General features: G+C 49.3%; 17 protein-coding genes. 11 read left to right on the top strand and 6 right to left on the bottom strand.

The features are described from left to right. Nucleotides 1-57: 57 nt before the first annotated feature. Entirely contained in the window at nt 58-2316 is a 2259-nt protein-coding gene (porW, locus tag ACYVAM_RS24270; protein WP_461071911.1) for a type IX secretion system periplasmic lipoprotein PorW/SprE, read from the bottom strand. Between the two features lie 117 nt (nt 2317-2433). Here porW and ACYVAM_RS24275 point away from each other — a divergent pair, with 117 nt between their 5' ends. From ACYVAM_RS24275 to atpH, 5 genes are all read left to right on the top strand, one after another. Continuing rightward, on the top strand, nt 2434-2709 hold the full coding sequence (locus ACYVAM_RS24275; RefSeq protein ID WP_461071913.1) for an AtpZ/AtpI family protein: 276 nt from the start codon (nt 2434-2436) through the stop codon (nt 2707-2709). Nucleotides 2710-3141: 432 nt separating this feature from the next. Beyond that, nucleotides 3142-4263, top strand: a complete 1122-nt coding sequence (atpB, locus tag ACYVAM_RS24280) for a F0F1 ATP synthase subunit A (RefSeq protein WP_046579690.1) — start codon at nt 3142-3144, stop codon at nt 4261-4263. A gap of 94 nt (nt 4264-4357) precedes the next feature. Beyond that, on the top strand, nt 4358-4618 hold the full coding sequence (gene atpE / locus ACYVAM_RS24285) for an ATP synthase F0 subunit C (protein ID WP_461071916.1): 261 nt from the start codon (nt 4358-4360) through the stop codon (nt 4616-4618). A gap of 173 nt (nt 4619-4791) precedes the next feature. Further along, a complete protein-coding gene (locus ACYVAM_RS24290) occupies nt 4792-5286 on the top strand; it encodes a F0F1 ATP synthase subunit B (RefSeq protein WP_461071918.1) in 495 nt (164 codons plus the stop codon). Nucleotides 5287-5293: 7 nt separating this feature from the next. Further along, nucleotides 5294-5833, top strand: a complete 540-nt coding sequence (gene atpH / locus ACYVAM_RS24295; RefSeq protein ID WP_461071920.1) for an ATP synthase F1 subunit delta — start codon at nt 5294-5296, stop codon at nt 5831-5833. Between the two features lie 86 nt (nt 5834-5919). On the opposite strand, the gene ACYVAM_RS24300 is transcribed toward atpH, so the two are convergent. Both ACYVAM_RS24300 and ACYVAM_RS24305 read right to left on the bottom strand, forming a co-directional pair. Beyond that, nucleotides 5920-6831 (bottom strand): serine hydrolase, encoded by a 912-nt coding sequence (locus ACYVAM_RS24300; protein ID WP_461071922.1) that lies wholly within the window; start codon nt 6829-6831, stop codon nt 5920-5922. Beyond that, entirely contained in the window at nt 6831-7292 is a 462-nt protein-coding gene (locus ACYVAM_RS24305; RefSeq protein ID WP_461071924.1) for a GNAT family N-acetyltransferase, read from the bottom strand. Before ACYVAM_RS24305 ends, ACYVAM_RS24300 begins: the two co-directional genes overlap by 1 nt. A gap of 79 nt (nt 7293-7371) precedes the next feature. On the opposite strand from ACYVAM_RS24305, the gene ACYVAM_RS24310 reads away from it, so the two are divergent. Beyond that, complete coding sequence (locus tag ACYVAM_RS24310; RefSeq protein ID WP_461071926.1) at nt 7372-8595, top strand: DUF6786 family protein; 1224 nt, start codon at nt 7372-7374, stop codon at nt 8593-8595. A 41-nt stretch (nt 8596-8636) separates the two neighbouring features. On the opposite strand, the gene ACYVAM_RS24315 is transcribed toward ACYVAM_RS24310, so the two are convergent. Then, the gene (locus ACYVAM_RS24315; RefSeq protein WP_461071928.1) at nt 8637-9287 is read right to left on the bottom strand and encodes an oxidoreductase; all 651 of its coding nucleotides are present in this window, start codon (nt 9285-9287) and stop codon (nt 8637-8639) included. A gap of 73 nt (nt 9288-9360) precedes the next feature. Between ACYVAM_RS24315 and ACYVAM_RS24320 the strand changes: the two genes are divergently transcribed. Then, nucleotides 9361-11832 carry a TonB-dependent receptor plug domain-containing protein gene (locus ACYVAM_RS24320; protein WP_461071930.1) on the top strand — a complete coding sequence of 824 codons (2472 nt, stop codon included), beginning with the start codon at nt 9361-9363 and terminating at the stop codon, nt 11830-11832. A 52-nt stretch (nt 11833-11884) separates the two neighbouring features. Here ACYVAM_RS24320 and ACYVAM_RS24325 read toward each other — a convergent pair whose 3' ends face one another. Next, nucleotides 11885-13315, bottom strand: a complete 1431-nt coding sequence (locus ACYVAM_RS24325) for a Gfo/Idh/MocA family protein (RefSeq protein ID WP_461071932.1) — start codon at nt 13313-13315, stop codon at nt 11885-11887. A gap of 141 nt (nt 13316-13456) precedes the next feature. On the opposite strand from ACYVAM_RS24325, the gene ACYVAM_RS24330 reads away from it, so the two are divergent. The 3 genes from ACYVAM_RS24330 to rodA all read left to right on the top strand — a co-directional run bounded on the left by ACYVAM_RS24330 (nt 13457) and on the right by rodA (nt 18016). After that, nucleotides 13457-14485 (top strand): SMP-30/gluconolactonase/LRE family protein, encoded by a 1029-nt coding sequence (locus ACYVAM_RS24330; protein ID WP_461071934.1) that lies wholly within the window; start codon nt 13457-13459, stop codon nt 14483-14485. Between the two features lie 168 nt (nt 14486-14653). Then, nucleotides 14654-16603, top strand: coding sequence for a penicillin-binding transpeptidase domain-containing protein (locus ACYVAM_RS24335; RefSeq protein WP_461071936.1), 1950 nt, complete (start codon nt 14654-14656; stop codon nt 16601-16603). A gap of 132 nt (nt 16604-16735) precedes the next feature. Further along, nucleotides 16736-18016, top strand: coding sequence for a rod shape-determining protein RodA (gene rodA / locus ACYVAM_RS24340; protein WP_461071938.1), 1281 nt, complete (start codon nt 16736-16738; stop codon nt 18014-18016). A gap of 230 nt (nt 18017-18246) precedes the next feature. On the opposite strand, the gene ACYVAM_RS24345 is transcribed toward rodA, so the two are convergent. Further along, a complete protein-coding gene (locus ACYVAM_RS24345; RefSeq protein ID WP_461071940.1) occupies nt 18247-18717 on the bottom strand; it encodes a lipocalin family protein in 471 nt (156 codons plus the stop codon). 499 nt (nt 18718-19216) lie between these two features. Between ACYVAM_RS24345 and ACYVAM_RS24350 the strand changes: the two genes are divergently transcribed. Beyond that, nucleotides 19217-21946, top strand: a complete 2730-nt coding sequence (locus ACYVAM_RS24350; RefSeq protein WP_461072375.1) for a substrate-binding domain-containing protein — start codon at nt 19217-19219, stop codon at nt 21944-21946. Nucleotides 21947-22080 lie beyond the last annotated feature (134 nt).

Genomic DNA, 22080 nt, shown 5'->3' on the forward strand with positions numbered 1-22080 from the left:
GTGCCTCTTTTCAATAACGAAACCTAGCGCCTGAAACCTCAAGTTATAGCTATAAACTTATTTTCTCTTCGCTGTCAGCAGATCAGCAGCAGCCTGCATTTCCTTCACACGGGGTAAGAGCTGGCTACCCGGATAGTCCCGAATGAATTCATTCATTGCCTGACGATAGTCATCCACGCCTTTCACTTTGCCCACTAACATGAGCCTCAATAAAGCCAGCTTATCTTCTAGCTGGCTCCCAGCAAAACTACCAAGCGCTGCCTCCGCACGCGTGAGCGCTTCGGCGTTGTTATTTGCCTTATAAAGTTCATAAATGGTGGTGTATGTTTTCAGCGCCTGCGCTTCCGAATCGGTTGTCTGAGCGGCTACTTTTCCCGTCAAGCGGGCATAGGACGTATTGGGATACTCCGCCAGCAGTTTATCTTTCCAGGAAGACGTTTTCCCTAGTTGTTCATTGGAGAGATGCAACAGATAGTAAACTTCCGGTTTCTGAAGCGTATTCGGGTAGCGGCTTAAGAGTTGTTCAAACGTTGGAATCGCATCGACGGGCTGATTGAGTTCAAATTTGTACAGCTTGCCCAGCTTATACAACGCATTCTCGATGCGTTGGTTCGTTATAGCCTGCGCTTCTTTTGTAAAGGGAATTTTGGCCATCATCGCGTCTTTCTGCGCTTTCTGGGTAGCAACAGGGCTATTTAAGGCTATGGGTATCCCGCCTACACTGGCATCTGCTGGCTGTAAAGGAGCATTGGGATTCACGGCGTTGGCAGGCGATGCACCATTTAGCGGACTGTTATCAGCCGCAATGGCACCCGATGATTCTTTATTGCTCCGGCGCCAGTTATCTTCGAGGGGTCTGTTGCCCCACCGCACCGCAAATTCCTGCTTTCCCTGGCTTAAAGCAATTGGGTTGTAGAGTACCCAACGTTCGGCCGGTTGTAGGTTTGAGTTTGTTGCACCCGGCATTGACGTACCACCACCTCGGGTGGCCTGGTCTATGATCTGCTGGGCCAGAGCCGCCTGGGCTTTGTCTTCTTTCTCTCGTTGAGCAATGGTCCTGTCGAATACGCGATCCAGGGCTGCGGCATCTAATTTAGATAAGGCCAGCAAACTATCCTCGGTTTGTATCGTCGTTTTGTACTGAACAAAGTCGTCGAGTATCTTTTTGCGATTCAGTAAGGCCGCATAATCCGGCGATTGTCTGGGCATAAGTGCCAACGCACTATCGTAATATACTTTCGCATGGTTGTAGTCGGATTTCTTCTCAAAATACAGCTTACCAATCTCTAAATAGGTATAAGGCACCTGGGTCGTATTGGTGCCTGCCGCTTGTATCGACTGGCTGTAATACTTGATTGCTTTATCAATACGGCCACTGCGCGCTTCCAGCAGACCCATGGTGAAGTAGACCTTGTCTTTCAGGTCGACGTTTTTCCGATCATTAAGTAAATTTTCGAACGTTTCGGCCGATTGGGCTATGCGCTTTTGATCACCCGTTAGACCATTGCTTTGAATGGCATAGAGGTTTGCGTAAAATGACTGGTCGTAGGTAGGCCGGGATTTCAGAACCTGGCGGTAATGATCAACGGCTTTAGCCGGCTGGCCAATCAAATCATATAATTGGCCTGCAATGAGGTGGAGCCGAGCCGTCGACTCGCCTTTTTTTAGTGCTGGAAATGTAGCGTCCAGAATACCGGCAGCAACGGCATACTCTCCCTGCCGTTCGTGTAAATAAGCTTTTGTCAGGTAAAAATCGCGGGTATTGGTTTTGTTAAGTGGTTGATTGCGAAGGTACTCCGCCACGTTGAGGGCATTCGTATAGTCACTGCCTTCCACATAGGCTCGCATCAACCCAACCAATGCCGTGTGTTTGTCGTTTTCGTTGGTTCCTTTCGTGTTAACGTACTTGAACACTTCAATTGCATTTGGCAAATCCTGTTTTATCAGACGGGCACGACCAATCAGCACATAGGCGTCATCGAGCCATTTGCTATTCTGATGTCGTTCCGGAATAATAGATGCTTTCTTGATCGCGTCATCGATCTGGGGCTTCACTGGCTGCATAGCCATCGAATCGATGGGCAGCAGAATGGGAAGTAGTTGGTTATAATTCTCCTGTCTTGCTTTGAAAATGATCTGTTCAGCCTGGTTGATCTGGTCACGCGCAATCACATACGCATTATAATGGGCCGTTAGGTTATGGTACCCTTTACTAACAGGCTTTGTACTGTATTGCGAGCATGACACCAGGCCAGCAGTCAGAGAAAGAACAGCTGGAAGTAGGAGAAAGGAGATGGTGCGTAAATAGCGGGACATTCGAAAAATAACACGTGGTCACTCGTACTAAAACGTTACCAGTCGGCCTGATAATATGGAACCTTAGCCCAAATTAACGAATTTTGCATGGTATATAACATGACAGGCAGGAATTCTATGGAAAACACCCCCGACCAATCCGATCCTAATCCTCCGAATAAACCGTCTCAGAGCGAGGATTCTCTGAAAAAGACCACTGAGAAAACGACATCGTTTGTTCAGTTTAGCGGCATTGCCTTTCAAATGCTGGGTACGATTGGGTTGGGCGTTTATGCCGGAATGAAATTGGATGCCTGGCAAAATAATCATCGGCCTGTCTGGACAATTGTTTTATCCTTAACAGCCATTGGCGCTTCCCTCTATCTATTTATTCGCCAATTGACGAAAAGATAGGGTATTTCTACCGGCCTCTACTTATTAAAAATGGTTTACAATTGCCCCGCATGATCCGAGTTATTTTGTTCACTGCCTTTTTGGCAATTGTATTTTTCGTAGCCGAACGATATTCGGTATCAGCCTGGATACACCCAAGCTGGAAGGTATTGCTACTCTTTTTTTTGAGTGTCTCCTTTTTAACGCATCGCCTGGTAGAGACTGGTTTACAGGACAATCAGGAGCGATTTATACCACTCTATATGGCTGCAACCGTGGCCCGTCTGATACTGGGACTGGCCCTGGTTGGTTTTTTTCTGTTCAACCACATTGAACAGCGCAGAACCTTTATTTTGGACTTTCTTGTACTATATATATGTTATACAGGCTTTGAGATTTGGACCGTTACTCGTAACTTGCGACGCGATTCGTAAAATGGATCTGTCACATCATATGATGCGTTCGACTATTAAGAAAGTTTTGTTAGCAACGGCTCTCATTCTGAGTTCGTTAGTAGGTGCACAAGCACAAGAGCATGACCACGAGGGTGAAGCGCATGCCAAACAGGAAGGCGAAGCACACGCCACGAATAAGAAATTCGATGTGGGGTCGATGATCATGCACCACATTAAAGACGATCACGGTTGGGAGTTCGCCCACGGTGTTACGCTGCCATTACCCGTCATTCTGTATTCTAAAGATCGTGGTCTGGAAGTCTTTTCTTCGGCAAACTTAGCCCACGAAGCTACTTACAATGGCTACAAGAATGTACACGGCAAAATTCACAGGGTCAATGAAGCGGGCGAGGTTGATCACGAAGCGAAAGTCTATAACTTCTCGATCACTAAGAACGTAGCGTCGTTGTTATTGAGCGCTGTTATTATGTTGCTTGTTTTCTCGGCAGTTAGCCGGGGTTATGCAAAAAATAAGGGCAAAGCTCCCAGTGGAATTCAGTCGTTTCTGGAACCGATCATCCTGTTCGTTCGGGACGAAATTGCTAAGCCAAGCATTGGGCCTAAGTACACCAAATATCTGCCCTACCTATTGACGTTGTTCTTCTTCATTCTGGTGAACAACCTCCTCGGTCTGCTGCCCGGTGCGGCTAACCTGACAGGTAACATTACGGTTACGCTGGTTCTGGCGGTTATCACCTTCCTGATCGTTACGTTCAGTGGTAACAAGCATTACTGGATGCACATCCTGAAGCCAACGGGTGTTCCGGTCGCGTTGCTGCCGATCATGATCCCGGTCGAGATCGTTGGTGTGTTCATGAAGCCTTTGTCACTCATGATCCGGTTATTCGCCAACATCACGGCGGGTCACATCATCATCCTGAGTTTGCTGGGCCTTATTTTTATGGCCAACAACATGGGTGGCATGGGAACGAGCGTGGCCATTAGCCCCGTCGTTCTGTTCTTCACATTGTTCCTGAACCTGATCGAATTGCTGGTCGCGTTTCTGCAGGCGTTCATTTTCACGCTGCTCACCGCCATGTATATCGGTAGTGCCGTAGAAGACCACCACGAGGCTGATCATGGTATCGGTTTCGAAGGCACAACGTCGGAGTTAGGGTAAGGTTACCGCCTGCGGTAATGGTTTCTTTCTGAAGGGCCGCTACTGTCAATCAATTTGCAATCTTTTGTTTTACTAATAAATACGTTTGATTACTATGTTCGCAATGTTGTTTTCTCTGCTGTTAGAAGCTACGGGTAGTGTTTCAGTTATGGGTGCTGCTATTGGCGCTGGTTTAGCGGCTATCGGTGCTGGTCTTGGTATCGGTAAAATCGGTGGTAGCGCTATGGAAGGTATCGCTCGTCAGCCAGAAGCGGCTGGGCGTATCCAAACGGCCATGCTGATCATCGCGGCTCTTATCGAAGCCGTGGCTCTGTTCGCAGCTGTAATTTGTCTGCTTGTTGCTACCGCTGCTTAATTCAGCCCTGGCAGACACCAAATTCGAGTAGGCTGGTTGCATTAGGCACCGGCATCCCTGCTCACCTGATTTCTAGGAAACGTTCGCCCGTTTGGGATTGCCGGCAGGCGAACGTTCTCTAACAAAAGATTGACTCAATCCAAACTTATTCGACTTATACATAATTCACACGCATGGACTTACTTACCCCCGATTTAGGTCTTTTATTCTGGCAGGTAGTTGTTTTCCTTGGCCTGTTTCTCATCCTTCGTGCTTTTGCCTGGAAACCCATTACAGAAAGCCTGAGTGAACGCGAAAATAATATTCAAAGCGCGCTTGATCTGGCCGAAAAAACCCGGCTCGAAATGACAGCTCTGAAAGCAGACAACGAAAAACTGCTGGCCCAGGCTCGCGTTGAGCGGGATACTATCCTGCGTGGTGCTAAAGAAGCTGCCGATAAAATGATCGCCGATTCTCGCGATAAAGCCTCTGCCGAAGGGCAACGGATTCTGGAGCAAGCGCGCGAATCGATGAATAACGAGCGTCAGGCGTTAATCGCCCAAATGAAAAAAGAAGTCGTTACACTTTCCCTCGACATTGCTGAAAAAGTTCTTCGTAAAGAGCTTGCCGACAAATCGTCGCAGGAGAAGTTGGTAACAGATCTGGTCTCTAATTCACGCTTAAACTAATCCGACTATGGCTATTGATACAGTAGCTTCCCGCTACGCCAAGTCGTTGTTGGATCTGGCGCAGGAACAAGGCCTGACCGAGACGATGTATAAGGACATGCAGTTCTTCAAAAACACGGTAGACCAAAGCCGTCCGCTGATGTTGATGCTAAAGAACCCAATCGTTCGTGCTGAGAAAAAAAGTGCTGTCATCAAAGCGGCTTTTACCAATCGGGTAAACCCGGTTACGATGGCGTTTTTTGAGATTATTGCCAAGAAAAATCGGGAAGGTATCATGGATGCCGTTGCCGAGCAGTTCATCAAGCAGTACAATAAATTGAAGAGTATTGAGCGGGCTACCGTCATAACGACAGTGCCACTGACAGATTCCCAACGGGAGAAATTCAAGGCAATGGTTCTTCAATCGACAGGTGGTAAAACAGTTGAGCTGGAAGAAAAGCTGGATTCAAACCTGATTGGTGGTTATGTGTTGCGCTTAGGTGATCGGCAGGTCGACGGGTCAATTCGTAACCAGTTGAATGAGTTACGGTTGAAGTTCTTGAATTAATAAGTAGCTCAGACTACTCAAGGTATAGTAAAATAGCCGGTTTCTCTCGAGAGAAACCGGCTATTTTACTATAGATGCTTACTGGTTTACCACCACTTTTCATAACCTGGCGTTGGTTTCCAAGTCGACTTTGGCTCGAAATGATGCCATAAAATTGCAGAGACCGCACGTAAAAGAACGAATCCTTCGTTAGTGCGCTCCCAGGTTTCATCTTTCTGATTTTTGGTCATAACGCAGTAGACGTATTCACCATGTGGGCCATGTACAAACGCAACTTCCGAACGGGACTGGTTGACCGCCCCATTCTTACAAGCCGTTTTTATCTCGGGCGGAATTTGGGATAAACCGTCATTGTCCCAAAATTGACGTCCCAGATTTCTATACATTTCTTCACTGGCATCGGGACTAACCGCTCGGCCTTGTCGAATGTAGGTCATCAGGTCTGCCATTTCACGTGGGGTCGTTTGTCCCCATCCATATTGGGTTCGGTTGGCTTCGCGGCCCGGAGTTCGGGAGTTGACCCGTGTCTGGTGAAACCCGTTGGCGTCGAGCCAGGCATTGATTGCTGAGCCTCCCCCCGCAAGCGCCTGACACCAGAGGCTGCCCGTGTTATCGCTCACGGTTTCCATAAGCATGACCACCTCATTGAGCGGTATCTTGGCCCCGTCTTTCAAAGAACCAACAATCCCGTCATCATAATGAAGCGAGTCTTTATAAACGATTGGCTCCCCATACTTCAGTTCGCCTTTATGAATCTTATCGAACAGGCCACATTGAATAGGGACTTTAATTGTACTGGCAGTCGGGAATAGGGTGTCGGCGTTGATGGCGACGGTTTTTCCAGTTCGTAAATTATGAACATAAATGCCGACATCGCCCCGAAAACCAGCCAGGGCCGAACGGAGTTGCCGTTCGAGTATGGCATCAGGCTTTGACGATTGACCGTTGGTGAGATGAGTGATTGTGGCGAAGAGCAGGCAAAAAAATAGTAAGCGCATCAGGTATATATGGGTTTGACTAATTTAACATGGGTTCGGATAAATAGCTCGCGTTCATAAAACCGGATCGTATCGAGACGCTTCTGGTTGGTCGTCACTTCGAGATTGACAAAGTTTTCCTGTAGAGCCAACGTGTTCAGTGCCGCTACGAGTTGTTGGCCAATACCCTGACTTCGAACCTCGGGCCGAACGAACAACTCCTGGATTTCGCCTACTTTACCCGCGTGATGTAGCAAGTACTGTACATGGCAACTGACAAAACCGACTGCAACGCCAGCGCGTTCGGCTACCAGATAGTGGACGTCTGGATTGAAAAAGTTGTGCTGGAAAACGGCGTTGAATGCATCCACATCCAAAATGCTATCTTCCAGTAAACAGATGAAGTCATAAAGAACGGGAGCGTCCTGCTCGGTGGCGGACCGGATATGTACAGACGATGGTAAAGTAGATTGGGTGAGCACTATGATTTGTATCGATAGACATTTTAGCGTAACCAGAAGCGATCAAGTTCGTCATTTTTGTCTTGCTACTACTACGATCATGCATAAAATTATTGCTTTTGTTTGCCTGGGTTTAGTCGTGGCTTGTTCGGGACGAAAGTCGGAAACTAACGATACACAAACGAACAGCCCAACGATGGAAACACAATCATCTGATTCAACCGCCTATGCCGAAGACCGGCTTTTTTTGCAGAAACACCATCCCGATCTGGTTGAACTACAGCTTGGTGAAGCACATGCGCTTGTGTGTCCGGCCTATCAGGGTCGGGTAATGACCAGTAGTGCTGATGGTAAAGCCAGTTACGGCTGGATCAACTACGACCTGATTAAGTCGGGCAAATTGCTGCCACACATGAATGCCTTCGGGGGCGAAGACCGGTTCTGGCTGGGCCCCGAGGGCGGTCAGTTCGCTCTGTATTTTAAGAAAGGGGATCCGTTTGATGCTGCGCATTGGCAGACCCCAGCGGCTATTGATTCCGAGCCGTTTAAGTTGATGAATAGAACGGAAACGTCCGCCACGTTTTCCCGCGATGTGTCACTGACAAATTATAGCGGAACCCGTTTCGATATAGGTATCGAGCGAACCGTCCGATTGTTGGACAAAACAGCCCTCGATAAGCTATTGTCTATAAAAACGGATTCGCTTAAGGTCGTTGGCATTCAATCCGATAATGTGATCATGAACAAGGGTAAACAGGCCTGGACGGCCGAAACGGGTATGCCCTCCATCTGGATTTTGGGAATGATGAATGCGTCCCCCAAGGCAACGATTATTGTGCCATTTCGGCCGGGAGCGGGGCAGCCCATCAATGACGCCTATTTTGGTAAAGTACCGTCTGATCGACTGCGCGCAGGGAAAACGTCGGCGTTATTTACGGCCGATGCCGGGTACCGGAGTAAGATTGGCGTATCGCCCGCCCGCGCCACCAACTGGCTGGGCAGTTACGATCCGAAGACAGAAACGTTGACGCTGGTAAACTACGACTTCGACCCAAAAGACCGCCAATACGTCAATTCGGCCTGGGCACAGCAAAAAGAACCGTTTGCGGGCGATGTTATCAATGCCTATAATGATGGGTCCATGAAACCCGGTCAGTCACAAATGGGGACCTTTTATGAACTGGAATCCTCGTCGCCAGCGGCAAACGCGGCACCCGGCCTTAAGCGGCAGCACCGGCATACGACTATTCATGTTCAGGGAGATCGAAACCAGTTAAACAAACTGGCTACTCAGTTCCTGGCGACCGATTTGTCAAACTTATAAACAGACATCAGGGAATGTATTTTGCCATGACTGTAAATGAGCTAAAATTTCTGCAACGCGTCTGACTCGAAAATATGCTTGCCCGTCAATCCCTGTTGAGCCGTTGTGATCATGGCCGTTGCAACTTTGGCGGCATCGATGCCTCTGTATTTAGCCGGAATAAGGGGTTTGAATAAGCGCATAGCGCCCTCCGCCAACCGCTCGCCCAGCCGGTTCTCTCCCCGGTTGCCGATCAGAAGAGAGGGTCTGTAAATGAGTAGAGTTGGGTAGTTTAGGCGGGCCAGATCACGCTCGACTTCGCCCTTTACCCGATTGTAGAAGAAGGATGATTCCGGGTCGGCACCCATCGACGTAACGATGGCAAATTGCTGAGCCCCATTGTCAAGACCCAGCCGGGCAATTTCCAGCGGATATTTATAATCCACTTTCTGGAAGGCATCCTTTGAACCCGCCTTCTTCATGGTTGTACCCAGACAGCAAAAAATGTCGTCTGCCTGTGTCAATAATCCATTTGGGTGGTCAAATTCGAATTGTATTTCCTGCAAACGAGGGTGTTGCCAGGGCAATGATTTGCGGACAAGAACTTTAATATTGGTGTAAATCGGCGAATTGATAAGCTGCCTGGTTAAAAGATTGCCGATCAGTCCCGTTGCGCCCAGGATTAAGGCTGTTTTTTGGGTAGGTATAGTCATGTTTAAAAGAGGGTATTTTTGCTAAATTAGGCACTTCATCGAAAAGAAAGTATCCATCACCAATTTCTATTTTATGCGTTTAATTGGTTTCTGCGCAACTGGATTGTTATTTTTTCTGACAGTTATTTTATTTGTTTCCTTTCGACCTTCCGATGATGAATTCATCCAACGACTAGTAGAACAATTTCGTGTTTATAGTGGACAGCATCCTACCGAAAAAGTTTATATTCATATCGACCGGGACACGTACCTTATTGGCGAAACGATCTGGTTAAAAGGCTATATTTTTGACGGGAAAACTCACGAAGCCGACACGCTCAGCAAGGTTTTATACGTCGATCTGGTCGATCTGAAAGCCCGGCGAATTCGGTTGCGAACGCAGTTTAGGACCACCAATAGTTACGCACCAGGCCAGCTTCTGTTGCCCGATTCGCTAGCTTCGGGTTCCTATCAACTTCGTGGCTATACAAACTTCATGCGGAATTACCCGGATGACTTTTTCTTTACCAAAACGGTGACCATTCTGCGAGCCGATGAGCCAGGCTCGGCATCACGAAACTCGAGCGTAATGCCTAAACCCGATGTGCAGTTTCTGCCCGAAGGCGGGCATCTGGTCGATGGGCTGACGAGTCGTGTTGCGTTTAAAGTGGTTAACTCGGGCGGGGCGGGGCTTGCCGTGAAGGGATTTGTGCTGGACGCTAAAAAAGATACGGTTATTGGATTTACAACTACTCATTTAGGAATGGGTTATCTGATGTTCAAACCGGAGTCAAAGCAAGTTTATACGGCCTTCGTATCCCTCGCCGACGGAACGCTTGCCAGTTACCCAATGCCCGCTGTGCAGGAACAGGGCGTGGTGATGCAGGTCGAAAACCTGACCAATAAAGACAATGTGCTGGTGTACCTGATGAACAACAAAACGGTAGTCGATTCCTCGGCTACGCTGACACTTGTGGCCCAGGCGCGCGGGCAGATTATTCAGGCGGCCAAAGTGCCTTTATCCCGAAAAACGGCGATGATCCGATTGCCCCGCTCTACTTTCCCGGAGGGCATTGCCCAGCTAACGGTATTTGATGAAAACCACAAGCCGGTTTGTGAACGGCTTGTATACATCAATAAAAATGAGCAGCTGAATGTTGACGTAGTTGCCGATAAAGCCGTCTACAAAAACCGTGAACAGGTCAATTTAACCATTACGACTAGAAACGCCGACGGCAAGCCAACTCCGGCGAATTTGTCGCTGGCGGCCGTTGATGCCAGACTCGCACCGGAAGCCGATTCGAATGGGGCAACGATTCGATCGCACCTGTTGCTGTCGTCCGATTTGACCGGTACGATCGAACAGCCCGATGCGTACTTTAACCCAGCTAATAGGGATCGGTGGCTGCAACTGGATTTGTTGTTGTTGACCCAGGGCTGGCGTCGGTTTGCCTGGACTGATGTGCTGGCCGGAACCGTACCACCCCTTAAATACCCAATCGAAAGGGGCTTGTCCTTAACAGGGCGGGTAGTGCGCCCGAATCAGAAAGACATTGGCGGAAAAGTTAAGCTGACGTTTATCATCGCCAAAAAAGACAGCACCCGTGATGTGCTCGTGGGCGAGACCGATGCGTCTGGCAATTATGTGGCCTATGATCTGGATTTTACCGATACCACAACTGTGTTGATTCAGGGCTTGAAAGGCAATGCTAATCGAAATCTGGTCATCACCCTGGATCAACTTCTGATGCCAACTGTTACGCTTATTCAGGCCCCATATAATCCGATGGAATTCCGGGCCGATGAGCTCACTGAGTTCATTAGGAGAACGAAAGAAAACCAGGAAATCGAACGTCAGCTAAAGCGGAATGGCGAGGTGCTGCTACAGGCTGTCACGGTGAAAGCGAAAAAAACGGAGGAGCGCGACTCGAGGGTTATTTATGGCACACCCGACGCGACGGTCAAGTTCGATCAAATGAACACGTCCGGGCGGCTGACTATTCTGGATGTAATTCAGGGGAAAATTGCGGGTGTACAGGTAACGGGAAATGGCTTTAATGCCAGAGTGCAGATTCGTGGAGCTGCTAACTTCAATGGGCCGGTAGAGCCTCTATTTATATTGGATGGAATGCCCATGGATTTACAGGCAATTATGGGTATTTCAGTGCAGGATGTCGACCGGGTTGATGTGCTGAAAGGAGCATCGGCGGCTATTTACGGCTCCAGGGCCTCGGGGGGCGTTATTTCCATTCTGACCAAACGAGGAAAGGCCGACTATGATTTATCAAAAGAGGTAGTGCCGGGTACATTGCTTGCCAAACTGCCTGGCTATGCGCCCGTTCGCGAATTTTATGCCCCCCGCTACGATGTCAAGAAGCCGGAACACGTCAGGCCCGATTACCGAACGACGTTGTTCTGGGCACCTATGATTCAAACGGACGCCGAAGGGAAAGCAACCGTTTCTTTCTTTACGTCGGATGCTAAAACAGAGCTGCGCATTCGGGTTGAAGGAGCCACGTTTGCCGGAAGGGCGGGGGTGGGGAAACGTAAACTACGGGTGGAGTAAAAAAAAGAGTCGGCTAGCCGACTCTTTTTTAATTTGAATACGAAGGAACTACTTAAGCCCCCAGGATCTGCATTTTGATGGGGTCCCAACTGACGGCTTTCTTTTGCGCAAAGCTCATGTTGCCGCACTGTGTTGGACCGCAGGCCCGAAGACCGAACGTGGCATCTTCAATATTGGGCGCGTTTGTCCGCACCGAATTGAAGAAGTTTACGAAGTGCTCATAGCGGTCGCCTTTATAGTCTTTAGGAAACGCGTATTTGAACTCTTTCGGGCCTTCCAGCTCTGGGTGTGGCGGATAGAGTTTGTTGTATTCCTTCACGTACAGTTCTTTCTGGTCTTTCGGGAAGTTGTCAATAGACATACCCGGTGCCTTCGGAAATTTGTTCCGGTGAACGGTCAGGCTGTCGAAACCCAGGGATAAATCGCCTTCGGTACCCACAATCCGAACGAGGTAATTGCCCCCGCCACCATCAACGAAATTAGAACGGGTGGTCAGGTTGAACTCAGGATGCTCGGCTGTTTTAGGGTAATCGTAAATACTCAGCTGAATATCAGGTACGTCGCGGCCATCTTTCCAGTAGCGAGTTCCGCCACTGGAATAGACGCGGTTTGGCCCCTTTGAACCGGTGATGCAGTGCAGCGAGGTGAGCAGGTGAACGTAAAGGTCACCGGCAATCCCGGTTCCATAATCCTGATAATTGCGCCACCGGAAAAAACGGAGCGGGTCCCACGGCCGTTTGGGGGCGCTGCCCAGATACGTATCCCAATCAACGGTTTGCGGAGAGGCATCGGGTGGAATCGAATACTGCCAGGCACCCATGGCACTGTGGCGGTCGTAAATCGCTTCGGCAAAGACAAGCTCTCCAATATCACCGGCCTTCATCAGTTCACGCGCTTTGGCGATCAGGAGCGAGCTGGCAAACTGGCTACCCACCTGAAAAACCTTGCCCGTTTCTTTGGAAACTTTTATAAGTTTATGGCCATCTTCGACCTTCTGAACCATCGGCTTTTCGCAATACACGTGTTTGCCTTTGTGCATGGCGTCAGACGATATTTTTTCGTGCCAGTGATCCGTTGTTGCGTTGATCACGGCGTCGATATCTTTCCGTTCGAGGATTTCGCGATAATCCTTTGTGACCGGTAGCTGATCCCCCCACAGCTCTTTTGCCCGGCGCAGACGTCCATCATATAGATCGCAGGCCGCCACCATTTCGATACCGTCGACCATCAGCGCCGTTTGCGTGTCGCCAATGCCCATTCCACCGGTACCAATGAGTGCAATACGAACTTTATCATTGGCCGCCGTACTCGAATGGCTTCGAACTAAATTAAGGTACTGGGGGATGCCTGCCGAGGTGGTTTCAGCCAGAGCTGCTGGTGCTGTAGCAACCGCTGTTCCAGCCAGACCAAGGGTCTTCAAAAACGACCGCCGGGAATTACCTTCCGGCGCAGTTGATGAAGCCACTCGTTTTTTATCGTTCATAACAAAATCGGATTGGGGATTGGAAAACCACTTAAAAATAAGCGAATTTGTAATATTAATTAAAAAGTCCGCTCAAACCATTTTCTCCCCTTGTGACCTGTTAAAATTCGTTGTAGAATTAGCGATTATTCCTAAAACTCTATGAACCTACACGCTATCTTACGCACAGGCATGCTGGTCTGTCTCCTGGGGTCGGCCTTTGCCCAGCCCACCCCGTTTCCAACCATCGGCCAGATTGTGCGGGTCGATCCGCGTCTGGATAAACTTATTCCAGCCGACGCCAAAGTCGAAGTGCTGGCGAGTGGCTTTGTCTGGACAGAAGGGCCCATTTGGATTAAGGACCAGACCTGTCTGCTTTTTTCCGATGTACCACAGAACACAATTTTCAAGTGGACCGAAAAGGATGGCGTTATCCCGTTTTTGAAGCCATCGGGCTACACGGGAGTCGGTCCTTACAGTGAAGAACCTGGTTCAAATGGCCTGACGCTCGACCGGCAGGGGCGACTTATTGCATGTGAGCACGGCGACCGACGTGTAACGGCCATGGCGCTGGATGGGAGTGGAGGGAAACGCACGTTGGCCGATAATTTCAATGGCAAGCGGTTCAACAGCCCTAACGATGTGGTGGCCCATTCCAATGGAAGCTATTACTTCACCGATCCACCGTATGGGATGCCCAAAAAGGAAAAAGATCCCGGAAAGGAAACGGACGGCTGGGGTGTTTACCGGATTGGCCCCGAGCGGGCGGGCGTACCGGGTCCCGTTTCGATCGTTGTCAGTGACCTCACTCGCCCCAATGGCATAGCGCTTTCGCCCGATGAGAAAACGTTATATGTGGCCCAGTCCGATCCACTCCGTCCCGTTGTTATGGCATATCCGTTGCAGGCCGATGGTGCCGTGGGGAAAGGGCGCGTCATTTTCGGGGCCGATGGCATGAAGAAGTTGGGCCTCGACGGTGGCTTCGACGGCATGAAAGTGGATCGAAATGGGAATTTATGGGTAACTGGTGGCGGTGGCGTATTGGTGTTGTCGGCAGCGGGTGAATGCCTGGGCCAGATTAAAATTGGCGCTGCTACGGCCAACTGTGCCTGGGGCGACGACGGCTCAACCCTGTACATTACCGCCGATATGTATCTCTGCCGGATTCGAACGTCGGCCAGAGGCTGGTGATATAAAAGGATGAAGTAGGAATGATTCATGATGGGTAAACGCATGGACAGCAGCCATAAGCCACTAGTCATAATTTATCATTCATAATTCATCATTGACCACTGAACTCGTCGTTATTAAACTAACTTTGTGTAGAGTACGTAGCTTGATTGAAAGAAGTTTATTCTCATGTTAGAGAATCGGAAGTGGGTCATTATCGGCGTTTTTTGCCTGGTTGGATTAACGTATCTGGCCCGATTGTTTTATTTGCAGGTATTGGACGATACCTACTCGCTGGGGGCGTCGAAGAATTCGATTAAGCGGGTGGTCGAAATTCCCTATCGGGGGCAGGTGTACGACCGAAATAACCAACTCATCGTATACAACACACCGGTATACGACCTGTATGTCACACCCAAGCAGGTTCGAATTCCGGATACGCTGGCTTTTTGCCGCATGATGAACATGGATCTGTCCGAGTTTGACAGCATCATGGGACTGGCCAAGAATTACTCGCCCGTTAAACCGTCGTTATTTCTGCGACAGCTTTCCAAGGAAGATTTTGCCCGGATTCAGGATGCACTGGTCGATTACCGGGGCTTCGAGCCCGTTATCAGTTCCATGCGCACGTATCCGGCCCATACGCTGTCCAACGCACTGGGCTACGTGAGTGAAATCAGTAAAAAGCAACTCGAAAATCAGGATATTCTCTACTACCGGCAGGGCGACTATATTGGTCATAATGGGCTGGAGGAACAATATGAAGAGCAGTTGCGCGGCAAACGGGGCGTTAAGTTCATGATGCAGAATGTCCGGGGCGTTAACAAAGGCTCCTGGAAAAATGGCGAATTCGACACGCTGGCCGTAGCCGGACAAAACCTGATTACGGGCATTGACGTCGAGGTGCAGAAATATGCCGATAGCCTGATGCAGAATAAAGTAGGGGCTGTGCTGGCAGTAGAACCAGCAACGGGCGAAGTGCTGGTGTCGGTGTCGGCGCCCACCTATGACCCTAACCTGTTGTCGAGCCGGTTTTTCTCTAAAAACTACCGGGCACTGATCAAAAACCCCTATAAGCCACTGATCAACCGGCCCGTTATGGCAAGTTACCGCCCCGGTTCAACGTTTAAGTTGATTCAGGCCTTGATTGCCCAGCAACAGGGGTCCCTTTTGCCAACGACGGTTTACGGACATGCTGGTTCACCCATGCGCTGCCACTGTCGCGGGGGTAATAATCTGCGCGGAGCGGTTCAGAATTCCTGCAATCCCTATTTCTATTATGTATTCCGGAAGTTTCTCTACTTCAACGGCGAGCACAACACTTTCAAAGCATCGGCGATTGGCTTACGGCAGTGGCACGATATGGCCGAGAAATTCGGGATCGCCGACCGGCTGGGTATCGACCTGCCAACCGAACGAAAGGGTAATCTGCCAACTCCTGAATACTACGACAAGGCGTATGGTGGTTCGTTACGATGGAAGTTTTCGAACGTTTATTCATTAAGCATTGGCGAAGGTGAGTTGCTGATCAGCCCTCTGAAACTGGTTAATCTGGCCGCAACCATTGCCAACCGGGGCTGGTACATTACACCCCACTTTATCAAAGGTTTCGACAAGCCCGGCGTTGGCGTGCCGGACGAGTATCGTAAACGCCACGAAACAGGCATCGACTATAAATATTACTTACCCGTCATTGACGGCATGCGGGGTGCCGTTGCTCATGGCACGGTAACACCGTTGGCAAACATTGACGGTATTGACCTGTGTGGTAAAACGGGTACGTCGCAAAACAATAAGTTCGGGCATAAGTTCGACCATTCTATTTTCATCGGGTTTGCCCCTATGAACGACCCGAAAATTGCGGTAGCCGTATTCGTCGAAAATGCAGGTTGGGGTGGTAAAGCGGCCGCATCGGTAGCAGCACTGGTCGCCGAACGCTACCTAAAGCGGAAAACGGAGGCCAAGAAACTGGACGAGCAGGTGAAAGCGTCCAACTACCTGCCGCCGGTTAGTGGCCTTCCGGTCTACAAAAAGCCCGTTGCGCCCAAAAAAGATACAACAGGCCAGAAACCGGCTGCCCCCAAACCTTTGATGACCACCACCAAATCCCGGCCGGTCGTAGCCGCTATTTTGAATTGAAAGAAGCCGAGGGTTTGAGGTTTGTGGTTCGTAGTTTACAGTTGCGCGTCAGACCCACGTACGTCGGCAAACCACAAACTGTAAATCACAAACTGTACACTTCAAACCGTACGCCAAAAACCGTAAACCACATTGGCCCGTAATAACGACCCTTTTTCACAAAACATTGACTGGCTTACGTTGCTGCTTTATTTTGGCTGTGTAACGATGGGCTGGCTGAATGTCTATGCCGCTGTGTATAGTCCGGAAGATCATACCAGCTTGTTCGACATGACTACCAATGCCGGAAAGCAGATGATGTGGATTGGTACGACTGTAATCCTGATTATTTGTATTCTGGTCGTCAATCATACTTTTTTTGACACTTTTGCCTTTGTCTTCTATGGCTTCATGATCCTGGTGTTGATCCTGGTTCTCTTTGCCGGATCCAACATCAATGGGTCGAGGTCGTGGTTTAAGTTTGGCGCTGTTTCCATTCAGCCAGCCGAGTTTGCGAAGGTGGCTACGGCCCTGGCGCTGGCTAAATATATGGATGTGCCGGGCATTAACCTGGCCAAACGGAAAGACCTGATGTTTATTGGCGGTATCATTGTGCTGCCCTGTATTCTTATTCTGGCGTCGAACGAAACCGGCTCAACGCTGGTGTTTGCCTCGTTCGTGATCATGCTCTATCGGGAGGGCCTACCCAGTTGGATTCCCGCCGTTGGTATTACGGCGGCTGCATTGTTTGTGCTGGCGCTGGTCTTCCCAAAGCTGTATATTTTTATTGGCATCGGCGTGTTGCTCGCGTTGGTTATTTTGCTTATGCCTCGCTACAACCGCACCCTGCCTAATTTACTGGCGATGGGGCTGGTTGGCATCGTCATGATCGGGTATGTCACAGGCGTTGATTTCTTCGTGAATAACGTCTTGCAGAAACACCAGCGCAACCGGATTAAAGTGCTGGTCGACCCGAAAATTGATCCACTTGGTGTCGGCTGGAATGTAACCCAGGCCAAGATTGCCATTGGGTCCGGGCGGCTTCAGGGAAAGGGATTTCTGGAAGGAACGCAAACCAAGTTCGACTTTGTACCGGAACAGAGCACTGACTTCATTTTCTGCACCATTGGTGAAGAGCATGGCTTCGTGGGCGCGTTTGTGGTTATTGCGCTGTTTATCGGGCTGATTTCCCGCATCGTTGTTTTGGCTGAAAAACAACGAACGAAATTTGCCCGCGTCTATGGCTACTGTGTGGCGGGTATCATCTTCTTCCATGTGATGGTCAATATCGGTATGACCATCGGGCTAATGCCGGTTATTGGAATTCCCCTGCCATTTTTCAGCTATGGAGGCTCCTCCCTCTGGTCATTTTCCATCCTGCTGTTCATTTTTCTCAAACTCGACTCCCGCCGAACGGCCCTAACGAGGAGGTAATCATACGCTTAATTAGCTAACTAAGCGTATGATTACCAGCTACTAAACCGGCCCAGGCAATAGCAACAGGGACTTTCTGCCAGCAGGCGACGAGTCGGATTTATTCCTGATAGGGAGCTTATTTCTATAGGTTTAGCCCCGGTGAATATAGGGGCTTTATATGACCAGTAACCGCTGCTTCTTGTCGTTGAATTTTATCCAAACGCCATCGTCTCCATTGCTGTGTTACTTTAAATCCGCTGATAGACAGTCGTTAAGCGACTGGCTTTTGTAGGGTTAGGCGTTTTTGGGTTATCGGCATAATTCAAGATCCACGTCATAGTGTTACCTTGAAAGCTAACATCATATGTAGACGGTGGAACTTCTTTCATTGCCATAGTGACGACTATTTTTTCACCGTTGGCAGTCCATTTACCTTTTGCACTCATGTCTTCGATCGTTTTTTTCATGGCACCACAAGCATCGGGGACATTGCTTTTCATTTGACCATCGCTTAAGAATGTGTAGGTAATATCTTTCATGCAGGGCATGGATTTGTTAAGGGTGGCATTAAGATCCGTTGTTTTGCCGTTGGCCTCAACCATGTTTAAGGATGTACGTTTCCAAGTGCCAGTAATGTTAACCCCAGAAGGTGACGAAACAGGGCGGAAGGCTGTTCCGACTAAAGTAATAAGTGCAATGAGAATGAATGAATGACGCATAGTAAACATTTTTTGATTTAGTGGTTGCAAGCTAGATCGCTGTTCTTCAAAAGGTATTATTCTTTGAGTGAACGGCGATCAGCCTGAGTGAACGGTTGTTTCAGCTTAATTCAACCCTTAGTCTTTCGCCGGATAGGCAATTACCTAAACTGTTTCATTTGGTTTGGCAACGGCGTATGCTAGCTGACTTAGAGCCGGAAATCCTGTCAACGCAACTAAACAAAAACAGCGATAGGCGGATGCAATAAGACGTGGTGTTGCGGTATGGATAATTCTGGCGCGATGAGCCCACCTTGAAGGCTGGATAAGCCTGGATATGGCTACAGCATTTCCAACGATTTGTTAGTTTTTGTATGTAATTATTATACATTATCTTTGGACAGTGCCGAAATTTGGCCCTTTCTCTATGAGTCGTCCGCTCCGTTGTTTAGCAATCAGGAATGCAACCCTCCTGATAAAACTCATTTCCAGACAGAAGGGCAAGCATTTCCTGTTGCTGATGATAAGCGGCCTGCTACTGGGAAACTGCCAGTCAAAAACGCAGCCTAAGGTATACAAGATTGGGTTTTCCCAATGCACGGGGGGCGATGAGTGGCGGAAGACGATGCTCAACGATATGAAACGGAATCTGACGTTTCATCCCAACTATACACTCCTTTACGAAGATGCCGGTAATAGTACAACACGGCAGATTAGTCAGATCCAATCGCTGGTGGATCGGGAGATCGACTTGCTGATTATTTCGCCTAACGAAACGACCCCATTTACCAAGGTTATCGAAGCCGTTTTCAAAAAAGGAATACCCGTTATTCTGCTGGATCGAAAGATTGACACCGAGTCTTATAACGCCTACATTGGCGGTGACAATGTCGAGATTGGCCGACTGGCAGGTACCTTTATTGGCAATTACCTGAAAGGGCGAGGGCGCGTTGTCGAGGTGTGGGGATTGCCCAGTTCGTCGCCTGCACAGGAGCGGCATCGGGGCTTTCGGGAGGAGCTACAGAAATTTCCGAACATACGGGTCGTCAAGGAATTAAATGGGCAATGGGAGCGGGATACCGTCCGGCAGGTCGTAGCGTCTGATCTGAACGCGTTGAAAGAAGCGGATGTCCTGTTTGCGCATAACGACGTGATGGCGCTTGGGGCCTACGAAGTCTGGAAACAAAACGGCCTTCAGCACCAACTGGATTTTGTGGGAATCGATGCGCTCCCCGGCCCAAGTGCGGGTATGCAGGCGATCACGAATGGCCTGTTAAAAGCTAGTTTTTTATACCCGACCGGCGGTGAAGAAGCCATTGAAACGGCCACCCGAATTCTCGAAGGAAAATCCGTCAAGCGGGAGCAGATCCTGAACTCGATTCAGGTAGACGCGTCAAATATTCGGGCGCTTAAGGCACAAAGCGATAAACTGCTGGCTCAACAGGCTGATATTGAGCGGCAGAGCCAGCGTATCGAAGAACTCACGGAGACATATACATCTCAGAAAAACACGCTTTATTTCACGCTAGCCAGTTTGCTGGTCGTTATCTTACTGGGTAGCTGGGCCTTATACCTCTTCCGATCAAAGCAGGTGGCTTACCGTACGCTCGAAAATCAGAATGATGAGATTCGGGAGCAGAAGGATAAAATTGAAGCCGTATCGCAGCAGGCTCGTCTGGCCACGGAGGAAAAACTTCGGTTCTACTCCTATATCTCCCACGAATTCAACACGCCCCTGAGCCTGATTCTGACGCCTGCCGAAGATTTGTTGAGCAAAAGAACGGTGAGCACCCATGAGCTGAAAAGCAATCTGACGTTGATTCAGAAAAATGCGTACCGCCTGTTGCGGCTCATCGATCAAATGCTGGATCTGCGAAAAACGGATGCCGGTAAACAACGGCTGCACACGGCGGAACAGGACCTGATTGCCTTTATTGACGATATCGTTCAGGATTTTAAACGGAAGGCCGACAAACAACGCATCGATCTTCAGTTTATCCCCACAAAAGCTAGTCTACCTGTTTGGTTTGATAGCGAAAAGTTAGACAAAGTGATTGTCAACCTGCTGTCGAATGCGTTTAAATACACGCCCAAAGGGGGGCTCATTCATCTTCGGCTGGATGTGGTGAACCAGCAGGTACGGATTCAGGTGCAGGACAATGGCGAAGGCATGACGCCTGATGAACAGGCACATGCTTTCGACTTGTTTTATAGTGGAACCCGGCCGTTCAACCTCTCGAAAGGGCTGGGACTCGCCCTGTCGATGGAGTTTATTCAACTGCACCAGGGTGAAATCAGTGTACAGTCCGAAAAGGATAAAGGAACCCTATTCACTATTCTGCTGCCGCTGGGTAACGCCCATCTGGCCCCCGAAGAAATGGATGGTTCGGTATCACGAAACTCGCTCAATCCGGGTAGTTCAGCCCCAACGCGACTATTGGCTGATCTGGATGAAGACGAGGCTGCGGCCCCTGTTGATCTATCGGCCGGGCACTCGGGCACCCTCCTGGTTGTAGAAGATAACGATGATTTGCGAACGTTTCTCACGGCCCGTCTGGCTCATGAATTCGATATTGTGGCGGAAAATACAGGAGAGAGCGGTTGGGAACGGGCACTTGAACTCATTCCGGATTTAATTGTCAGTGATGTGATGCTGCCGGGAATGGACGGTTTACAACTCACGCAACGGGTCAAGGCCGACCTGCGAACATCCCATATTCCCGTTTTATTGTTGACTGCCAAGGGACAGATGGAGCAGCGAATTGAGGGAACCCGGGCTGGTGCTGATGCCTACATTACGAAGCCGTTTAATACGGCTTATCTGCTCGAAGTTATCCGCACCACCCTGGCCAATCGCGAAAAGTGGCAACGGCGGTACGCATCTGATTTTCTGGCGCAATCGACCGGAGGCAATCGGCAGGACAAGAAGTTCCTTAATGAACTGACGGGCCTCATCGAACAGGGTCTGACCGACGCGACCTTTAGCGTTGAACGGCTCAGTCGCGATATGGGGCTCTCGCGGGTGCAGCTTTATCGAAAAGTACAGGCGCTGCTCGCTATGAACGTAATTGATTACATCGCCGAGATTCGCCTGAAAAAAGCCAGACGGCTGCTGTCGGAAAGCACAAAGTCAATGGCCGAAATTGCCTACGAAACGGGCTTTAGTTCACCGGCTTACTTCACCACGTTTTTCAAGCAACACACGCAGAAAACACCCTCCGAGTACCGGAAATCACCGACGGGTGTGTAAGGGAGTTTTGGTTTACGTTTTTTGATATTCAGCGGGCGGCCGCAAAAGCCAGCCCGCTGATAGGTAGTTTGCCTGCCAAAATGAGAAACCCAAACGATTAGGCGATTTGTACTTTGATTTAATTCCGCTCAATC

The organism is Spirosoma horti (assembly GCF_054776595.1).